The organism is Rhizobium giardinii bv. giardinii H152 (assembly GCF_000379605.1).
GTDB lineage: Bacteria > Pseudomonadota > Alphaproteobacteria > Rhizobiales > Rhizobiaceae > Pararhizobium > Pararhizobium giardinii.
The window spans coordinates 384525-400855 of the sequence record NZ_KB902680.1; the positions used below are offsets into that span (position 1 = coordinate 384525).

Below are 16331 nucleotides of genomic sequence, written 5' to 3' on the forward strand. Positions count from 1 at the left end.
AGGACACAACATGCAGAACGGTATCCTTCCCAAACACCGATTGAAGTTTTATCGGCTGGTTCCCGTCGCAGCCGCCAGTGATCCAAACTGGGGCAACGCAGACTATCAGGGTGAGGTCGTCGTTCGTGCCTTTTCGCCCGCCGACGCCCGCGTCGTCGCCGCGCAAGCCGAACTCGATTTTACCGAGATCGATGCAGCGCCGGCCGAAGGCAATTCCACCCGCGATGCCAGCGCATTCCGCAACGAGCGGCTCTATACTGTGATCGAGATGCCCGAGCCGCAGGGGCTTGCGGCAGATGGGCCGCGCGGCGTGGTCGATGGTGTCGTTTCCGTCGGCACGATCAAGCCGACACAGGTTTCGTGAGACAGAAGGAGTAAGACCATGGCCGCACCGGCAAGCCAGGCTGCCCGCACGGCGGAAAAGCAGCGCGATATTCAACAACAGGTCGCGAAGGCCGATACCAAGGACAAGGGGCGGAAATCGTCAAAACCGAAGGCGATGCAGGCGGGCGCGCGGCTCTATCCGGTGCCGCCGTTTCCCAAACAGCATCAGCCGAAGCCCGGCGCCGAATACAGGCTTGATCCCGCTCCCCTCTACGACGCGCCGTTCTATAAGGGCTCCGGCAAACTCGAAGGCAAGGTGGCAATGATTACCGGTGGCGACAGCGGCATCGGCCGCGCGGTCGCTGTACTCTTTGCGCGCGAAGGCGCCGACGTGGCAATCCTGCATCTCGCAGAAGGCCGGGATGCCGAAGACACCGTGAAGGCGATCGAGGCGGAGGGACGCAGGGCCATGGCCATTCCCGGCGACGTCAAGGACCGGATCTTCTGCCATAAGGCCGTGGCAGCGGTGGTGGAGGCGTTCGGAAGGCTCGACGTGCTGGTCAACAATGCCGCCTTCCAGGTCCATACCGCCGATGTGCTCGACCTGACGGAAGAACATTTCGACGAAACGCTAAAGACCAATCTCTATGGCTATTTCTTCATGGCGCAGGCGGCCGTGCCGCACATGAAGGAAGGAAGCGCCATCATCAACACGGGCTCGATCACCGGCATCGAGGGCAGCGAGGCACTGCTGGACTATTCGATGACCAAGGGCGGCATCCACGCCTTTACGCGAGCGCTCGCCGGCCAACTGGTCTCTAAGGGCATTCGCGTCAACGCGGTTGCTCCCGGCCCGGTCTGGACGCCGCTCAACCCGTCGGACAAGCAGGCGGAAGACGTTTCCCAATTTGGCTCGCAGACCCCGATGAAACGCCCGGCCCAACCCGAAGAAATCGCCCCGGCCTACGTCTTCCTCGCCTCGCCGCAATGCTCGAGCTACATCACCGGCGAGATATTGCCGATTATCGGCGGATATTGATCGGCCGTCTGCAAGCGGAGAAAACTGCCGACGCCTGCAAAATAGGGCTTTACCTCAACTGCACTTGAGGTTGTAACAGTCGTGCTTCCTCAGTGGAGAAGAAGCATGACGACTGACAATATCCCTTACAGCGAAGAGCAAATGGCTGCTCCGCCCAATGAACTATCCGCCGGATGGGCCGACCTAATGCGGCCGCGCTATCTGGTGTCGACGATCACGCTTTGCCTCGGCGTGGCCCTCTTCGCCTTCAACGAATTCTTCATTTCGACGGCGCTGCCGACGGCGGTCGACGATCTCGGTGGCGCCGCGCTTCTATCCTGGGCCTTCACCCTCTACCTCGTCTTCGCCATCGTTGGCGGCATGGTGGCCGCCAATCTGAAACAGCGGTTCGGAGCGCGAAACACGCTTCTGGCGTCCGCGACCATCTTCATCATCGGCACCGTGACCGCGACCTTGGCCGCCGACATGATCCAGGTCCTTGCCGGGCGCCTCCTGCAGGGGGCGGGCGAGGGCGTTGTCGCAGCACTCTGCTATGCGCTCATCCCCGAGCTCTTTCCATCGCGGCTGGTGCCGAAAGTGTTCGGCGCCGAGGCGATCGTCTGGGCGCTGGCCGCGTTTTCGGGACCGCTGGTCGCCGGTGGCCTGACGGAACATTTTTCCTGGCGCGCCGCCTTTTTCGTCAGCATTCCGGTGGCTGCCATCTTCATCCTGCTGGTGCTGTTCATCGTTCCGCGCGGTGTCGCAGTTCTGCAGAAGGCACCGTCCATCCCGTTCGCCAGGCTGGTCGCGGCCGGCTTCGGCATCCTGATGATCTCGCTTTCCGGCGCGGTTGGCGATACCGCGCCGATGGCTTTGCTGCTGGCCGGTGCCACAGTGGTGCTCACGGCCGTCGTCCATCTCGACCACCGCTCGGCGAACCCCGTGCTGCCGGAGGCGGCGTTCACCGCCCGCAAGGCGATTGGAACGGGCCTGTGGGTCATCCTGCTGATGCCGCTTGCCCAGGCTGCCGGGTCGGTCTTCCTCGTCTACAGCCTGCAGCGCCTGTGGCAACTCGGACCGACGGCGGCCGGTGCTTTGAGCGCCGTCATGGCAATCTCATGGAGCCTCACCGCCATCGCCGTCGCCAGCCTGGGGTCGCTTACCCTGCGCAATCGGATGATGCCGGCTGGGCCGGTGCTGCTTCTCGCAGGTCTGGCAGCGGTCATGGCTGCGATCGGGTCGGGAACGCTCTGGCTGGTCCTTGCGGGACAGGTGATGATCGGCGCGGGGTTCGGCGTGTCATGGGGCACGCTCAGTCAGTTGATGATGGACGTGTCCTCGAACGCCGAGCGCGACAGAACCTCAGCGATGCTGCCGACGCTGCAATCGGCTGGCTACGCCATCGGCGCGGCGTTTTTCGGTCTAATCGCCAATGTCACGGGTTTTGGCGAAGGCGTGTCCACGGAGACCCTCCGCCATGCGATGCTTGTGGTATTCGCCACCGGATGCCTGATTGCGGCGGCTTCGGTCTGCTTCGGACTGAGGACGGGAGCGCTTGCGCGCAGGCAAGCCAAGTTCTGAAAGGCGGATAGGGAGGCGGCGCCCGCAGGCGCCGCTCAAACACTCAATCCTGGAAATAGCTCTGCAGCGTCCTGACTTCGAGGCTTCCGGCCTTCAGCGCCTTGATCGCACGGGCGGCGGCTTCGGCGCCGGCCATGGTGGTGTAGTAGGGCACCTTCTGCATCAGCGTCGCGCGGCGCAGCGACTTCGAATCCGAGATCGCCTTGTTGCCGTCCGTCGTGTTGATCACGAGGTGAACCTGGCGGTTGCGGATGGCGTCCTCGATATGCGGACGGCCTTCCTGGACCTTGTTGATCTTGGTCGCGAAAATGCCCTTTTCCGCGAGGAAGCGGGCGGTGCCGCCGGTTGCGAGTACCTTGAAGCCGATGTCGGTGAGGTGGCGGATGGCGGGCAGGACCCGTTCCTTGTCTTCGTCGCGCACGGAGACGAACACGGTGCCCTCGCGCGGCAGGTCGACGCCGGCGCCGAGCTGGGCCTTGGCGAAGGCCAGCGCGAAGTCGGTGTCGAGACCGATGACTTCACCGGTCGAGCGCATTTCGGGACCGAGCAGGATGTCGACGCCGGGGAAGCGGGCAAACGGGAAGACGGCTTCCTTGACGGCGATATGCTTAAGGTTGCGCGGGTCCGGCTTCTTGCCATAGGCGGCGATCGCGTCATCGAGCTTTTCGCCGGCCATGATGCGCGCGGCGATCTTGGCGATCGGCGCACCGATCGTCTTGGCCACGAACGGCACGGTGCGCGAGGCGCGCGGGTTGACTTCGAGAACGTAGATCGTGCCGTCCTTGATGGCGTATTGCACGTTCATCAGGCCGCCGACATTGAGGGCCTTCGCCATCGCCTTGGTCTGGCGCTCGAGTTCGTCGACGATCTCGTCGGACAGCGAATAGACCGGCAGCGAGCAGGCACTGTCGCCCGAATGGATGCCGGCTTCCTCGATATGCTCCATGATGCCGGAGACGAAAACCGTCTCGCCGTCCGAAAGCGCATCGACGTCCACCTCGACCGCGTTGGTCAGGTAGCTGTCGAACAAAAGCGGGTTCTTGCCGAGCAGCGTGTTGATCTGGCCGGTCTTGTCGTTCGGATAGCGCTGCTTGATGTCTTCCGGCACCAGTTCCGGCACGGTGTCGAGCAGGTAGGTCTGCAGCATCGATTCCGAATGGATGATCTGCATCGCCCGGCCGCCGAGCACATAGGAGGGGCGCACGACGAGCGGGAAGCCGATCTCGGCGGCGACCAGGCGGGCCTGCTCGACCGAATAGGCGATGCCGTTGTTCGGCTGGTTGAGGTCAAGCTTCTGCAGGAGCTTCTGGAAACGGTCGCGGTCTTCGGCCAGGTCGATCATGTCGGGCGCGGTGCCGAGGATCGGGATGCCGTTCTTTTCCAGTGCTTCGGCGAGCTTCAGCGGCGTCTGGCCGCCGAACTGGACGATGACGCCGACGAGGGTTCCGTTTTCCTGCTCGGCGCGCATGATCTCGATCACGTCTTCGGCCGTCAGCGGCTCGAAATAGAGCCGGTCGGAAGTGTCGTAGTCGGTCGAGACGGTTTCGGGGTTGCAGTTGACCATGATGGCTTCATAGCCGGCATCCTTCAGCGCGAAGGCGGCATGGCAGCAGCAATAGTCGAACTCGATGCCCTGGCCGATGCGGTTCGGACCGCCGCCGAGGATGACGACTTTCTTGCGATCGGAGATCTGCGCTTCGGAACGGGCAGCACCGTTGAAGGGCGTTTCGTAGGTCGAATACATATAGGCCGTCGGCGAGGCGAATTCGGCGGCGCAGGTGTCGATGCGCTTGTAGACCGGGCGCACGTTCAGCTTGTTGCGAAGTTCGGCAACTTCCTTCGGCCGCTTGGCCGACAGCGTCGCCAGCCGCGCGTCGGAAAAGCCCATGGCCTTCAGCATGCGCAGGTTTTCGGCGTCTTCCGGCAGGCCGTGCTCGCGCACCCGCGCTTCCATGTCGATGATCGCCTTGAACTGGGCGATGAACCACGGATCGATCTTGGATCCGTCATGCACGTCGGCTTCGCTCATGCCCAGGCGCAGCGCCTGGGCGACCATGCGCAGCCGGTCCGGCGTTGGCGTGCCGATCGCAGCCCGGATGGCGTTGTGGTTGTCGCCATTGCCCTCTTCGAGGCCGGGGATCTCGATTTCGTCGAGGCCGGTCAGTCCGGTCTCCAGGCCACGCAGCGCCTTCTGCAGCGATTCGGCAAAGGTGCGGCCGATCGCCATGACCTCGCCGACCGATTTCATCGCCGTCGTCAGCGTCGTGCCGGCGCCCGGGAATTTCTCGAAGGCAAAACGGGGGATCTTGGTGACGACGTAGTCGATCGATGGCTCGAACGAAGCGGGCGTCGCGCCGCCGGTGATGTCGTTGTCGAGTTCGTCGAGCGTATAGCCGACGGCCAGCTTGGCGGCGACCTTGGCGATCGGGAAGCCGGTCGCCTTTGAGGCAAGCGCCGACGAGCGCGACACGCGCGGGTTCATCTCGATGACGACGAGGCGGCCGTTCTCGGGGTTGACGGCGAACTGCACGTTCGAGCCGCCGGTCTCGACGCCGATCTCGCGCAGCACCGCGATCGAGGCGTTGCGCATGATCTGGTATTCTTTGTCGGTCAGCGTCAGCGCCGGGGCGACGGTGATCGAATCGCCGGTATGCACGCCCATCGGATCGATGTTCTCGATCGAGCAGATGATGATGCAGTTGTCCGCAGTGTCGCGGACCACTTCCATCTCGTATTCCTTCCAGCCGAGCACCGATTCCTCGATCAGCACCTCGGTTGTCGGCGAGGCATCGAGGCCGGAATTGACGATCTCGAAGAATTCCGAGCGGTTATAGGCGATGCCGCCGCCGGTGCCGCCCATGGTGAAGGAGGGGCGGATGATCGTCGGCAGGCCGATCTCGTCGAGCGCCTGCGCGGCCACCGCCATGGCATGGCTCATGTAGCGCTGCTTGCGGTCGGTCTCGCCGAGGTTCCACTGGTTCTCCAGCTCGTCCAGCGCCTTGTCGAGTTCGGCGCCGGTCAGCTGCGCCTTGACCCTGGCGCGTTCGGCCTCATGAACCTTGCGGTCGTGATCCTTGATATCGGTGGCGTTGGCGAGCATCGATTTCGGCGTCTCGAGCCCGATGCGCTGCATCGCCTCGCGAAACAGCGCCCGGTCCTCGGCCATGTCGATCGCCGCCGGCTTGGCGCCGATCATCTCGACATTGTAGCGGTCGAGAACGCCCATTCGCTTCAAGGAGAGGGCGGTGTTCAGCGCCGTCTGGCCGCCCATGGTCGGCAGGAGCGCATCTGGCCGCTCCTTGGCGATGATCTTGGCGACCACCTCCGGCGTGATCGGCTCGACATAGGTAGCATCGGCCAGGTTCGGATCGGTCATGATCGTCGCCGGGTTGGAGTTGACCAGGATCACCCGGTAACCTTCTTCCTTCAGCGCCTTGCACGCCTGCGTTCCGGAATAGTCGAATTCGCATGCCTGCCCGATGACGATCGGACCCGCGCCGATGATGAGGATCGATTTGATGTCTTGGCGCTTTGGCATGGTCTCTATCCGCTTTTCAGCTTGCGCGAAAAACCGGCCAGGGTGGGAGATCACCGGCCGGGGCGCGCATGCTTGGTCTTTTCAGGCTAGAAGCGGCTTATAGGGAAATGTGCGGGCAAGCGGAACCCCGAAAATGCGAGAATGGACAGGAAAGTTCGGGTGCGGTTACCGAGGGATAAGAAGTCCTCTCTGCGAAGCAGGACGGAGCACATAGTACCCGCTGCGGCGAAACGCTTGTTCCGCGTTATGATCGTGGCGCCGTGCTCCAACGCAAGAACGAGATGGACGGCATCGCCGGCACGCTCAAGGCAGCGACAATGATCGACGTGTCGACATCAGTACCGATCATCATATTCACGGAATCAAGAAAATGTTGATCTGGTCGGTGATGCCGCGCAGCGCCACATTGTGCGATGTCGGCGTCACGCCCGCCTCCGTCAGGATGTGGAAGGCACGGGGATCTTCCAGCACGGAGCCCGTGGCGAAGATCTCGCGGGATGTGGCGAGATGCTGCACGCGCGAGGCAATGTTCACGGTCTGGCCGAAATAATCCTGCCGCTCGTTCAGGCTGACCGCGATGCACGGCCCTTCATGGATGCCGATTTTCAGAAGCAGGTCCTCGCCGCCGCGTTCTTCGTTGAGCCGGCGCATCGCCTCGCGCATCCGCATGGCGGCCGCGACTGCCCGGTCCGGCGTCGGGAAGGTGGCCATCACGGCATCGCCGATCGTCTTCACGACGGCCCCAGCCTCGGCCCTGACAATCTCGTGCAGGATGCTGAAATGCGTCTTCACCAGATCGAAGGCGGCGAGATCACCGACCCGCTCGTAGAGTTCGGTCGAGCCGCGCAGATCGGTGAAGAGGAAGGTGAGGCTGGTGATCTTCAGCCGCTGGTCCACATCGATCGTGTCGGTGCGGTAGATGTCGCGGAACGTCTGGTTGGAGAGCAGACGTTTGGCGGTCAGGAAGGGGCGGCGGCGGCCGAGCATGTCGTGCAGCGCGTCGTTCGCCAGGCACACCGACGGCAAGGTGCGAACGTCCGTATGGTTTTCCACCTGGATGCGCACCGGGCCCGGCCGTAGCTGCAAAGTGTCGCTGTGCCGGAACCCGCGATCGAAGACCAGCGAGAGGGTCTGCCGCTCCTTGGTCGGTTCGCCCTTCACGTCGACGAACTGCGCTGCATGTGTCACCGGTTCGAAGACGATCACGAACGCCTCCGGCAATTGCAGCGAGATGACGGCCTTTTCTCCGGCCGGCAGTTCGAGCACCTCGAGGACGAATTCCTCGACCTTTGCCTGGTAATTCTCGTCGGGCAGGTCGATGCCGGAACCCCAATAGATCTGGCGGAAATATTCAAGCGGCGGCAGTTCGTGCGGATTATGGGCTTCGATGTGGCGCACGCGCGGATTGACCGTGAACGTCACCTCGACCATCTCGTCGAGTGTCGGCTCGTAGCCGGCGGCGCAGAGCGCGCAGTGGTAGACATCGTTTTGCACCGTCTTCAGCGAGGTATTGGCGTCGAGCACTCCGCCGCAACCGGGGCAAAGAATGTTCCACGACATTTCGAACAGGCCGAGCCGGGACGCGTGCAGGAACCCGTTGATCGCCTGCTCCTCGTCGAGCCCTTCGCTTGCGGCAAACGCCAGCGCGTTGACACGACCAAGCTTGCGGTCGGGTGCGTCATGGACGAGCCGCTCGAGAGCATCGACAATGTCAGGCTTTGCCGATTGGCGCAGCGTTGCGAATAAAGGCTGGGCTTCACTCATTTGCACAGTCTACACCAAATCCGGCTCGCTGACAGCGGATTGCTGCTTTCCCCTGCGCTCCTGCACGGTTGCTGCGAGGCCAGCTTGGATCATCGGGCAACCACCAGAACCTTTACTTCTCCCGCAGCGGGTGGATTGCGGATCACCTCCGGCGCTTCCTTGAGCGTGATTGTCCGCGAGATCAGCTTTTCCACGTTGATGACGCCGGACGCCACGAGGTCGGCGGCGCGGCGATGGGTAAAGGGGTTGATGAAGGAGCCGAGCACCCGGAGTTCGCGGAAGAGAATGTCGAACGGCTCGATCCGGACGGTCTCGCCCTGCGCCATCACGCCGAGGATGACGACGGTGCCGCCGGCGCGGGTGAGGCGCGTCGACTGCTCGACGGTCTCGGCAACGCCGGCGCATTCGATCACCACGTCCACGCCGCCGGGCACGAGGCCGCCGGGGCCGGTGATCTCCCCGATGATATCGCCGGCGGAGGGGTCGACGCTGGCGGTGGCGCCGAGCTCCTCGGCCAGTTTGCGCTTCGCTTCCTGGCGTGTGGAGAGAATGACCGTCGTTGCGCCGGCAAGCAGTGCAAGCTGTACCGTCAACAGCCCGATGACACCGCCGCCGAGTACCACGACGGAGGACCCGGCCTTGATCTCTGCCAGGTCGACGCCATGCAGGCAGCAGGCGAGCGGCTCGCAGAAGGCGCCGTGCGTCGCGGGCAGGTCGAGCGGGATTTCGAAGGCCTGTTTCTGCGGCACCACGACATAATCGGCAAAACCGCCGTCGCGGCTGATGCCAATGGCCTTCAGGTTGCGGCAGAGATTGACCCGGCCTGCGTGGCATTGCGGGCAGCGGCCGCAGGCGATGTTCGGATCGCCGGTGATGCGGCCGCCGAGCCTGAAGCCTTTGACGTCCTCGCCCATCGCCTCGATGATGCCGCAGAATTCGTGGCCGAGCGTTACGGGTGGCGTCGACGGAAATTCGCCGTGCAGCAGGTGGCGGTCGGTGCCGCAGATGCCGCAGGCCTCGACGCGGACCAGCAGGTCGTCGGGGCCGGGAACGGGCTTCTCGATCTCACGCACGACCAGATTGCCGATCGATTCCAGCCGCATGGCCTTCATGTCGTCGCTCCTCCCAAAACGTGATCGCATACTGGCACGGCAAAGCCGGTGCTGCCAGCGGCATCGCAGGATTTGACCACGTGCAACTTTATCGTTTTGATCTTGCACAAAATTGCGTCTCGCGCGTTATATGGTTGCCAACAAAGGCTTGATAGCCGCCAAGCAGAGACTGGGAGATCGCATCATGGAGTGGAGAGGCCGCCGCCAATCGGGCAATGTTGAGGACGTTCGCGGATCCAGCCCTTCTCGTGGCGGCTTGGGCGGCAGCCCCTTCGGGCGGGGCGGCGGCTTTCGCATTCCGACCGGTGGCGGCCGCGGCGGCGGCATGAGCATCGGCACGATCATCTTCCTCGTCGTCATCTATTTCGTCCTGAAGATGATGGGCATCGACCTCCTGCAGGTGATGGAGAGCGGGCAGGTGGGATCGCCCGGCGTCGAGCAGACCGAAACGCAGTCACCGCGGGGCTCCGCGCAGGAGGAAGAAGCCAAGGCCTTCGTCGCGACGGTGCTGGCCGAGACCGAGGACACCTGGAACGGCATCTTCCAGGCGAATGGCGAAACCTATCAGGAGCCGAAACTCGTTCTCTTCCGCGACGGCATCAATTCCGCCTGCGGCATGGCGTCGTCCGCCAGCGGCCCGTTCTATTGCCCCGGCGACCACAAGGTCTATCTGGACATGGCCTTCTTCGACGAACTGGCGCAGCGCTTCGATGCCTCGGGCGATTTCGCCGAGGCCTATGTGATTGCCCATGAGGTCGGCCATCACGTGCAGAACCTGCTCGGCATCCTGCCGAAGGTGAACGCCCAGCGCCAGCGGATGAGCGAGGCCGCCTCCAATCAGTTGTCGATCCGCGTGGAACTGCAGGCCGATTGTTTTGCAGGCATCTGGGGCAAGTATACTGAGCAGAAGGGGATTCTCGAACAGGGCGATCTCGAAGAGGCGCTGAACGCTGCCACCCAGATCGGCGACGACACGCTGCAGAAGCGCACGCAGGGCTACGTCGTTCCCGAAAGCTTCAACCACGGCACGTCGGCGCAGCGCTCCACCTGGTTCAAGCGCGGCTTCGACACCGGCAAGCTCTCCTCCTGCGACACGTTCAACAGCGACATCTGAGCGGGCGTCGGACGCCTGCTCAAAAAATCGTGTACCCGCATGGCTGCTGATCGCAAAACGAGCAGGCGCGACTTATATCTCTTTCCATTGAACGGCGCGCAAAGCAACTTGCCGATGAAGGAGAAGAGACATGAGGAAATTCGTCGCACTCGTATTTGCCGCGGGCGCGCTGGCCCTGCCGGCAGCGGCCCCGGCCGCTGCGGGAACGCTCGGCACCTTTCTTTTTGGCCGGCCCCTGGAGCCCGGATTGCTCGTGATCGTCATGCGGCCAAGCTATCATGATGACCAGGACCGTATTCCCTTGATCTATCGCTATCCCTCTGCCGAAACCGTCGCCCGCGCGCAGGATGAAATCGCCTCCAATGCCGCTCTTCGCGACGCTCTGGTACGCCGGAATATCCATCCGCAGAACGTCGTGGCCGTCCAGACCGCGGCAAATGGCGGCAAGATCATTTATGCGCGCTGATCGGGCAGCGCCCGTCCCGTACCGTGAGAGGCAGAGAACATGAAGAGAGCCATGATACTGATGTTTTCCGCGGCACTTGCCTTGACCGGAGCGGTCGGCCCCGGCCTGGCGCAGTCGTTGCGATCCGGCGCGCAGGCCAGCGTCGGCATTACCGTCGTCAGGATTAGCAGCTATTTCACCCCGGACGACATTTTGCAGGTCCCTTACAAATATCGCAATCCGTCGCCGCAAACGCTCGCGCAGGCGCAGCAGGAGATCCGCACCAATGCCGCGATCCGCGCGGTCCTTCAGAGAAAGCGCATCAATGCCTCCAATGTCGTCGGCGTCCAGACCGCGCTGAATGGTGGCAAGATCATCTATGTGAGATAACCAGTCGGCATCGGCGTGGCCGCAGGCCGTTTAGGGTTTCAGCCTCCGGTTTAACGCGGCTACCGGTTCCTCGCGCCCGTCATTCACACGACGGCTGGCCAATGCTATTCTGGCGCATGCGACCAAGCACCCGATATGCGCAAAGCGGCGGGCTGAGCATTGCCTATCAGGTGGTGGGCGATGGGCCGCTCGACATAGTCTATATTCCGGGCTGGGTCTCCAATCTCGATCATGCCTGGGAATTCCCGCGTTTGGTGCATGTGTTCGAGCGGTTGAGTGCCTTTGCGCGGCTGATTCTCTTCGACAAGCGCGGTACCGGTCTGTCGGATCGCAATGTCGGCTTTCCGACGCTCGAGCAACGCATGCAGGATGTGCAGGCCGTGATGGACGCGGTGGGTTCGCGCCGCGCGGTGCTGATGGGCACTTCTGAGGGTGGCAACATGTCCATGCTGTTTGCCGCGACCTATCCGGAGCGCACCGTGGCATTGGTGCTGAACGGTTCCTTCGCGAAAGGCCTGTGGGCGCCGGACTATCCCTGGGCCAAGACGGCAGAGCAGGTCGAGGAAGAACTCGCTTCGATCGCGCGCGACTGGGGTGGTGCCTTTGATCTCAGCAACGCCGCTCCAAGCCTCGCTCACGACAGGCAAGCGCGGGACTGGCTTGCGGGTTATCTGCGCAATTCTGCATCGCCGCAGGACGCAATCGCTCTCTGGCGCTGGAACACCGAAATCGATGTGCGCAGTATCCTGAGCGCCATCCATGTTCCCACTCTTGTGCTGCACCGCACGGGAGACCGCTGGGTGAACGTCGAAGAGGGGCGCTTTGTCGCCGATCGCATTCCGGGCGCCAAATGGGTGGAGCTTCCGGGCGACGATCACGTCATCTGGGCAGGCGACGCGGATCGCGCGCTTGACGAGATCGAAGAGTTCCTGACCGGCATGCGCCCGGAGCCCGTTTCGGAGCGCGTTCTCTTGACCGTGCTTTTCACCGATATCATCGGTTCAACGTCCATGGCGGCAGAACTGGGGGACCGGCGGTGGCGGGATGTGCTGCGCCGCCACGACGACCTCGTGCGCACGGAACTGCGCCGTTTCGGCGGCGTCGAAGTCAACACCACGGGCGACGGTTTCCTTGCAAGCTTCCAAGGTCCGACCAAAGCCATTCAATGCGCAGGCGCGATCCGTACTAGTGCGTCGGGGCTTGGCCTCGATATTCGCGCAGCGCTGCACACGGGCGAATGCGAACGGCGTGGCCATGACTTGAGCGGGATTGCCGTTCACCTCGCCTCGCGACTGCTCGGCTATGCCGGGATCGGGGACATCGTCGTTTCGCGAACCGTCAAGGACCTCGTTGTCGGGGCGGGGATCACGTTCGAAGAGCGCGCTGCGGCACAATTGCGCGACGTTCCCGGACAGTGGCAGATCTACACCGCCAACCCCGCGCCCGAATAAGCGCGAATGCACGCCGGAGCGAATGGTGCAAGCTCGTCTATGTTCGGTGGCCGAATGCGGGATTTCCCGGCATGGAGCGAGAGCCGGTCGGTGCCCCGTGCCTTTCACGCAAATTACTTCTCGCTGTCCATATGTGCGAGCATCGCCTCCGGATAACGCCCTCCGGCCGCGGCACCGCGTGGCACGGCGGCTTCGATTGCGGCGAGATCGGCGAGCGACAGATGCACATCCTGCGATCCCAGCGCTTCCTCGAGCCGCTCGACCTTCCGCGCACCGATGAGCGGCACGATATCGCTGCCCTGTGCCGCAACCCAGGCAATGGCGATCTGCGCGACCGAGAGGCCCTTTGTGTCGGCAATCTTGCGCAGCGCCTCGACGAGCGCGAGGTTCCTGTCGACATTCTCGCCCATGAAACGCGGGCTTTGGCCGCGGAAGTCGCCCTTTGCTGAGCCTTGGCCTTTCTGCCAGTGGCCGCTGATCAGGCCACGCGAGAGAACGCCATAAGCCGTGATGCCGATGCCGAGCTCGCGGCAGGTGGGCAGGATACTGTCCTCGATGCCGCGCGATATCAGCGAATATTCGATCTGCAGATCGGCGATCGGATGCACGGCCGCCGCGCGGCGGATGGTGCTTGCGCCCACTTCGGACAGGCCGACGCGGCGGACATAGCCGGCCTTGATCATGTCCGCGATGGCGCCCACGGTTTCCTCGATCGGCACGTTGGGATCGAGCCGGGCAGGCCGATAGATGTCGATATGGTCGACGCCGAGCCGCTGCAGCGAATAGGCGATGAAGTTCTTCAGCGCCGCCGGCCGGTTGTCAATGCCGTTGAAACCGCCATCGCGATCGCGCAGTGCGCCGGTCTTGACGCTGAGGATCACCTTATCGCGGGCGACGCCCTTCAGCGCCTCGCCGATCAACATCTCGTTGTGGCCCATGCCGTAGAAATCACCGGTATCGATAAGATTGATGCCGGCATCGAGCGCCGCATGGATCGTCGCTATGCTTGTCCGCCGGTCGGAGGGGCCGTACATGCCGGACATGCCCATGCAGCCGAGGCCGAGGGTCGAGACGGAAGGGCCGGTCTTGCCGAGTTGAACATGATTCATGTCGCTTCTCCTGTTGTCTGGCGCGCCGTGGCGTCTTGTTTCGGAGGCGGTTTTACAGCGATATGCTTTGTGCGATAATCCGTCTTAAAGCGCACAAGCTGTTTGGAAAATCGTACAATGACCGATCTGCCGCTGGCCGACCTCGATGCCTTCACCGCTGTCGCGCGTGAGCGCAGTTTTCGCGCCGCCGCCCGCAAACGGGGCGTATCGGCGTCATCGCTGAGCGAGGCGCTGCGCAGGCTCGAGGAACGGCTCGGCATTCGCCTGCTCAACCGTACGACCCGCAGCGTCACGCTGACGGAGGCGGGCGAGCGGCTGATGGAGCGCCTGTCTCCAGCGCTGGGCGAGGTTGCTTCCGCGCTCGAACAGGTCAACAGTCTTCGCGACAGCGCCACCGGCACGCTGCGTCTCAACGTCGCCACCGTCGTTGCCCGCGCCGTCCTGCCCAAAATCGCTGCGGATTTTCTCAAAGCCTATCCCGGCATCATGCTGGAGGTTAGCGGCGACGACAGCTTCATCGACGTGCTGGCCGCCGGTTTCGATGCGGGCGTGCGTTATGGCGAACGGCTGGAAAAGGACATGATCGCCGTGCCGATCGGCCCGCGCAGGCAGCGTTTCGTCACCGCTGCGTCCCCCGCCTATCTGCTGGCGCATGGGGAGCCCCTTCATCCCCGGGAGGTGCTCGATCACGCGTGCATCCGCCACCGTTTTGCCAGCGGCAGCATGCCGTCATGGGAATTCGAGCGGGGCGAGGAGACGATCCGTATTTCGCCGCAGGCCCGCGTTACCAGCAACAGCCTCGAAATGGAGATCAGCGCCGCGATTGCCGGTCTTGGCATTATCGCCACCTTCGAGGAGTTCCTCGCGCCCGCCATTTCCCGCGGCGAGCTTGTGCCCATCCTGGAAGACTGGGCGCAGGACTTCCCCGGCCCCTATCTCTATTATGCCAGCCGCAAGCATATGCCACCGCCCCTTAGGGCCTTCGTCGATTTCCTGAAGGCCCGGCCGAAAGGGTAGGGCGCTTGCGGCGTCCGCATCAATGTTCCAGTACCACCCATCACGAACATTGAAATGTTCACGGATTGTTTCGGTCGAGGAATTTCGATAAAGACAGCGTGCCGGTTTCCGTTCGCGTTCCGTATTCTTTTGCAGCAGCCGCCAAAAGAGGTTTGTTCGATGCTCGATGCCAGATCAGCGCGGCGCGGCCTGTCCCTCGTCTTCGTCATTCTGTTCCTCGATATCATGGGCATCGCCATCATCATGCCGGTGCTGCCCAGCTATCTGAAGGAATTGACGGGCGGTGCGATCAGCGAGGCGGCGGTCGATGGCGGCTGGCTTTTGCTCGTCTATTCCGGCATGCAGTTCCTCTTTGCGCCACTCATCGGAAACCTGTCCGATCGTTTCGGCCGCCGGCCGATCCTGCTTGCTTCCGTGCTGACCTTCGCGCTCGACAACCTCATCTGCGCGCTCGCCGTCAGCTACTGGATGCTGTTCGTCGGCCGGGTGCTCGCCGGCATCAGCGGCGCAAGTTTCTCGACCGCCGCCGCCTATATCGCCGATGTCAGCGACGACACCAACAGGGCGAAGAATTTCGGCCTGATCGGCATCGCCTTCGGTACGGGCTTTGCGCTTGGCCCCGTTCTCGGTGGCGTTCTCGGCGAATTCGGGCCGCGCATTCCCTTCTACGGCGCGGCCGTCCTGTCCTTCGTCAATTTCCTGGTGGCCCTGTTCCTGTTGCCGGAAACGCTGGAAAGCCACAACCGCCGCCGCTTCGAATGGAAGCGGGCCAATCCGCTCGGCACCCTGAAGCAGATGCGCAACTATCCCGGCATCGGCTGGGTGCTGCTTGTCTTCTTCCTGCTCTGGCAGGCGCATGCGGTCTATCCCGCCGTCTGGTCCTTCGTCGCCTCCCATCGCTACGGCTGGAGCGAGGGGCAGATCGGTCTGTCGCTTGGCATCTTCGGCGTCTGCGGCGCCCTCGTCATGGCCTTTGTCCTGCCCAAGGCGATCCCGTGGCTTGGCGAATGGAAGGCCGGCGCCGTCGGCCTGATCTTCACCGGCCTCGGCCTTGTCGGCTATGCGCTCGCCGTCGAGGGCTGGATGATCTATGCCGTCATCCTTACCACCTGCCTGGAAGCGCTCGCTGACCCGCCGCTGCGCAGCATCGCCTCGGCCAAGGTGCCGCCATCGGCGCAGGGCGAACTGCAGGGTGCCTTGTCCAGCATTTCCAGCTTCACGACGATCCTCGGCCCGCTGATCTTCGCCCACATTTTCAGTGTCTTCACCGCGCCGCAGGCGCCCGTCACCTTCGCCGGGGCGCCCTATATCCTTGCCGCCGTCTTCGTCGCCGGCGCGATCGCCATCTATCTCCTGAAGGTGCGCCCGGCCCCTGCCGAACTTGGCGCGGGGAACGCGACCCAGCCCGGTTGAACGCGCTGCCCGGCCCGTCTCTGCGCGGGTGGTCGCCGGAACATTCGGCAAACCT

13 protein-coding genes are annotated in these 16331 nt (G+C 63.3%); 9 read left to right on the plus strand and 4 right to left on the minus strand.

Going from position 1 to position 16331, the window contains the following annotated elements; translation table 11 throughout:
• The first annotated feature begins 10 nt into the window (after window positions 1–10).
• The 3 genes from A3AY_RS0117660 to A3AY_RS0117670 all read left to right on the plus strand — a co-directional run bounded on the left by A3AY_RS0117660 (window position 11) and on the right by A3AY_RS0117670 (window position 2923).
• Window positions 11–364 (plus strand): hypothetical protein, encoded by a 354-nt coding sequence (locus A3AY_RS0117660; protein WP_018326995.1) that lies wholly within the window; start codon window positions 11–13, stop codon window positions 362–364.
• Between the two features lie 18 nt (window positions 365–382).
• Window positions 383–1363 (plus strand): SDR family oxidoreductase, encoded by a 981-nt coding sequence (locus A3AY_RS0117665; RefSeq protein ID WP_018326996.1) that lies wholly within the window; start codon window positions 383–385, stop codon window positions 1361–1363.
• A gap of 105 nt (window positions 1364–1468) precedes the next feature.
• Window positions 1469–2923, plus strand: a complete 1455-nt coding sequence (locus tag A3AY_RS0117670; protein WP_018326997.1) for an MFS transporter — start codon at window positions 1469–1471, stop codon at window positions 2921–2923.
• A gap of 43 nt (window positions 2924–2966) precedes the next feature.
• On the opposite strand, the gene carB is transcribed toward A3AY_RS0117670, so the two are convergent.
• From carB to A3AY_RS0117690, 3 genes are all read right to left on the minus strand, one after another.
• Window positions 2967–6461: a carbamoyl-phosphate synthase large subunit gene (gene carB / locus A3AY_RS0117675; RefSeq protein WP_018326998.1), complete on the minus strand. Its 3495-nt coding sequence runs from the start codon at window positions 6459–6461 to the stop codon at window positions 2967–2969.
• Window positions 6462–6815: 354 nt separating this feature from the next.
• On the minus strand, window positions 6816–8225 hold the full coding sequence (locus tag A3AY_RS0117680) for an adenylate/guanylate cyclase domain-containing protein (RefSeq protein ID WP_018326999.1): 1410 nt from the start codon (window positions 8223–8225) through the stop codon (window positions 6816–6818).
• A gap of 89 nt (window positions 8226–8314) precedes the next feature.
• A complete protein-coding gene (locus A3AY_RS0117690) occupies window positions 8315–9337 on the minus strand; it encodes a zinc-dependent alcohol dehydrogenase family protein (RefSeq protein ID WP_018327000.1) in 1023 nt (340 codons plus the stop codon).
• Between the two features lie 184 nt (window positions 9338–9521).
• Here A3AY_RS0117690 and ypfJ point away from each other — a divergent pair, with 184 nt between their 5' ends.
• The 4 genes from ypfJ (at window position 9522) to A3AY_RS0117710 (ending at window position 12737) form a co-directional block, all read left to right on the plus strand.
• A complete protein-coding gene (ypfJ, locus tag A3AY_RS0117695) occupies window positions 9522–10451 on the plus strand; it encodes a KPN_02809 family neutral zinc metallopeptidase (RefSeq protein WP_026203559.1) in 930 nt (309 codons plus the stop codon).
• 130 nt (window positions 10452–10581) lie between these two features.
• Window positions 10582–10917: a hypothetical protein gene (locus A3AY_RS0117700; RefSeq protein WP_018327002.1), complete on the plus strand. Its 336-nt coding sequence runs from the start codon at window positions 10582–10584 to the stop codon at window positions 10915–10917.
• Window positions 10918–10956: 39 nt separating this feature from the next.
• Window positions 10957–11286, plus strand: a complete 330-nt coding sequence (locus A3AY_RS35445) for a hypothetical protein (protein WP_154663303.1) — start codon at window positions 10957–10959, stop codon at window positions 11284–11286.
• A 116-nt stretch (window positions 11287–11402) separates the two neighbouring features.
• Window positions 11403–12737 carry an adenylate/guanylate cyclase domain-containing protein gene (locus A3AY_RS0117710; protein ID WP_085995044.1) on the plus strand — a complete coding sequence of 445 codons (1335 nt, stop codon included), beginning with the start codon at window positions 11403–11405 and terminating at the stop codon, window positions 12735–12737.
• A 113-nt stretch (window positions 12738–12850) separates the two neighbouring features.
• Here the strand turns inward: A3AY_RS0117710 and A3AY_RS0117715 are convergent, their stop codons facing one another.
• Window positions 12851–13846 carry an aldo/keto reductase gene (locus A3AY_RS0117715; protein ID WP_018327005.1) on the minus strand — a complete coding sequence of 332 codons (996 nt, stop codon included), beginning with the start codon at window positions 13844–13846 and terminating at the stop codon, window positions 12851–12853.
• A gap of 117 nt (window positions 13847–13963) precedes the next feature.
• Here A3AY_RS0117715 and A3AY_RS0117720 point away from each other — a divergent pair, with 117 nt between their 5' ends.
• Window positions 13964–14863 carry a LysR family transcriptional regulator gene (locus tag A3AY_RS0117720; protein WP_018327006.1) on the plus strand — a complete coding sequence of 300 codons (900 nt, stop codon included), beginning with the start codon at window positions 13964–13966 and terminating at the stop codon, window positions 14861–14863.
• A 159-nt stretch (window positions 14864–15022) separates the two neighbouring features.
• Window positions 15023–16276, plus strand: a complete 1254-nt coding sequence (locus A3AY_RS35450; RefSeq protein WP_051108360.1) for a TCR/Tet family MFS transporter — start codon at window positions 15023–15025, stop codon at window positions 16274–16276.
• Window positions 16277–16331: the final 55 nt, after the last annotated feature.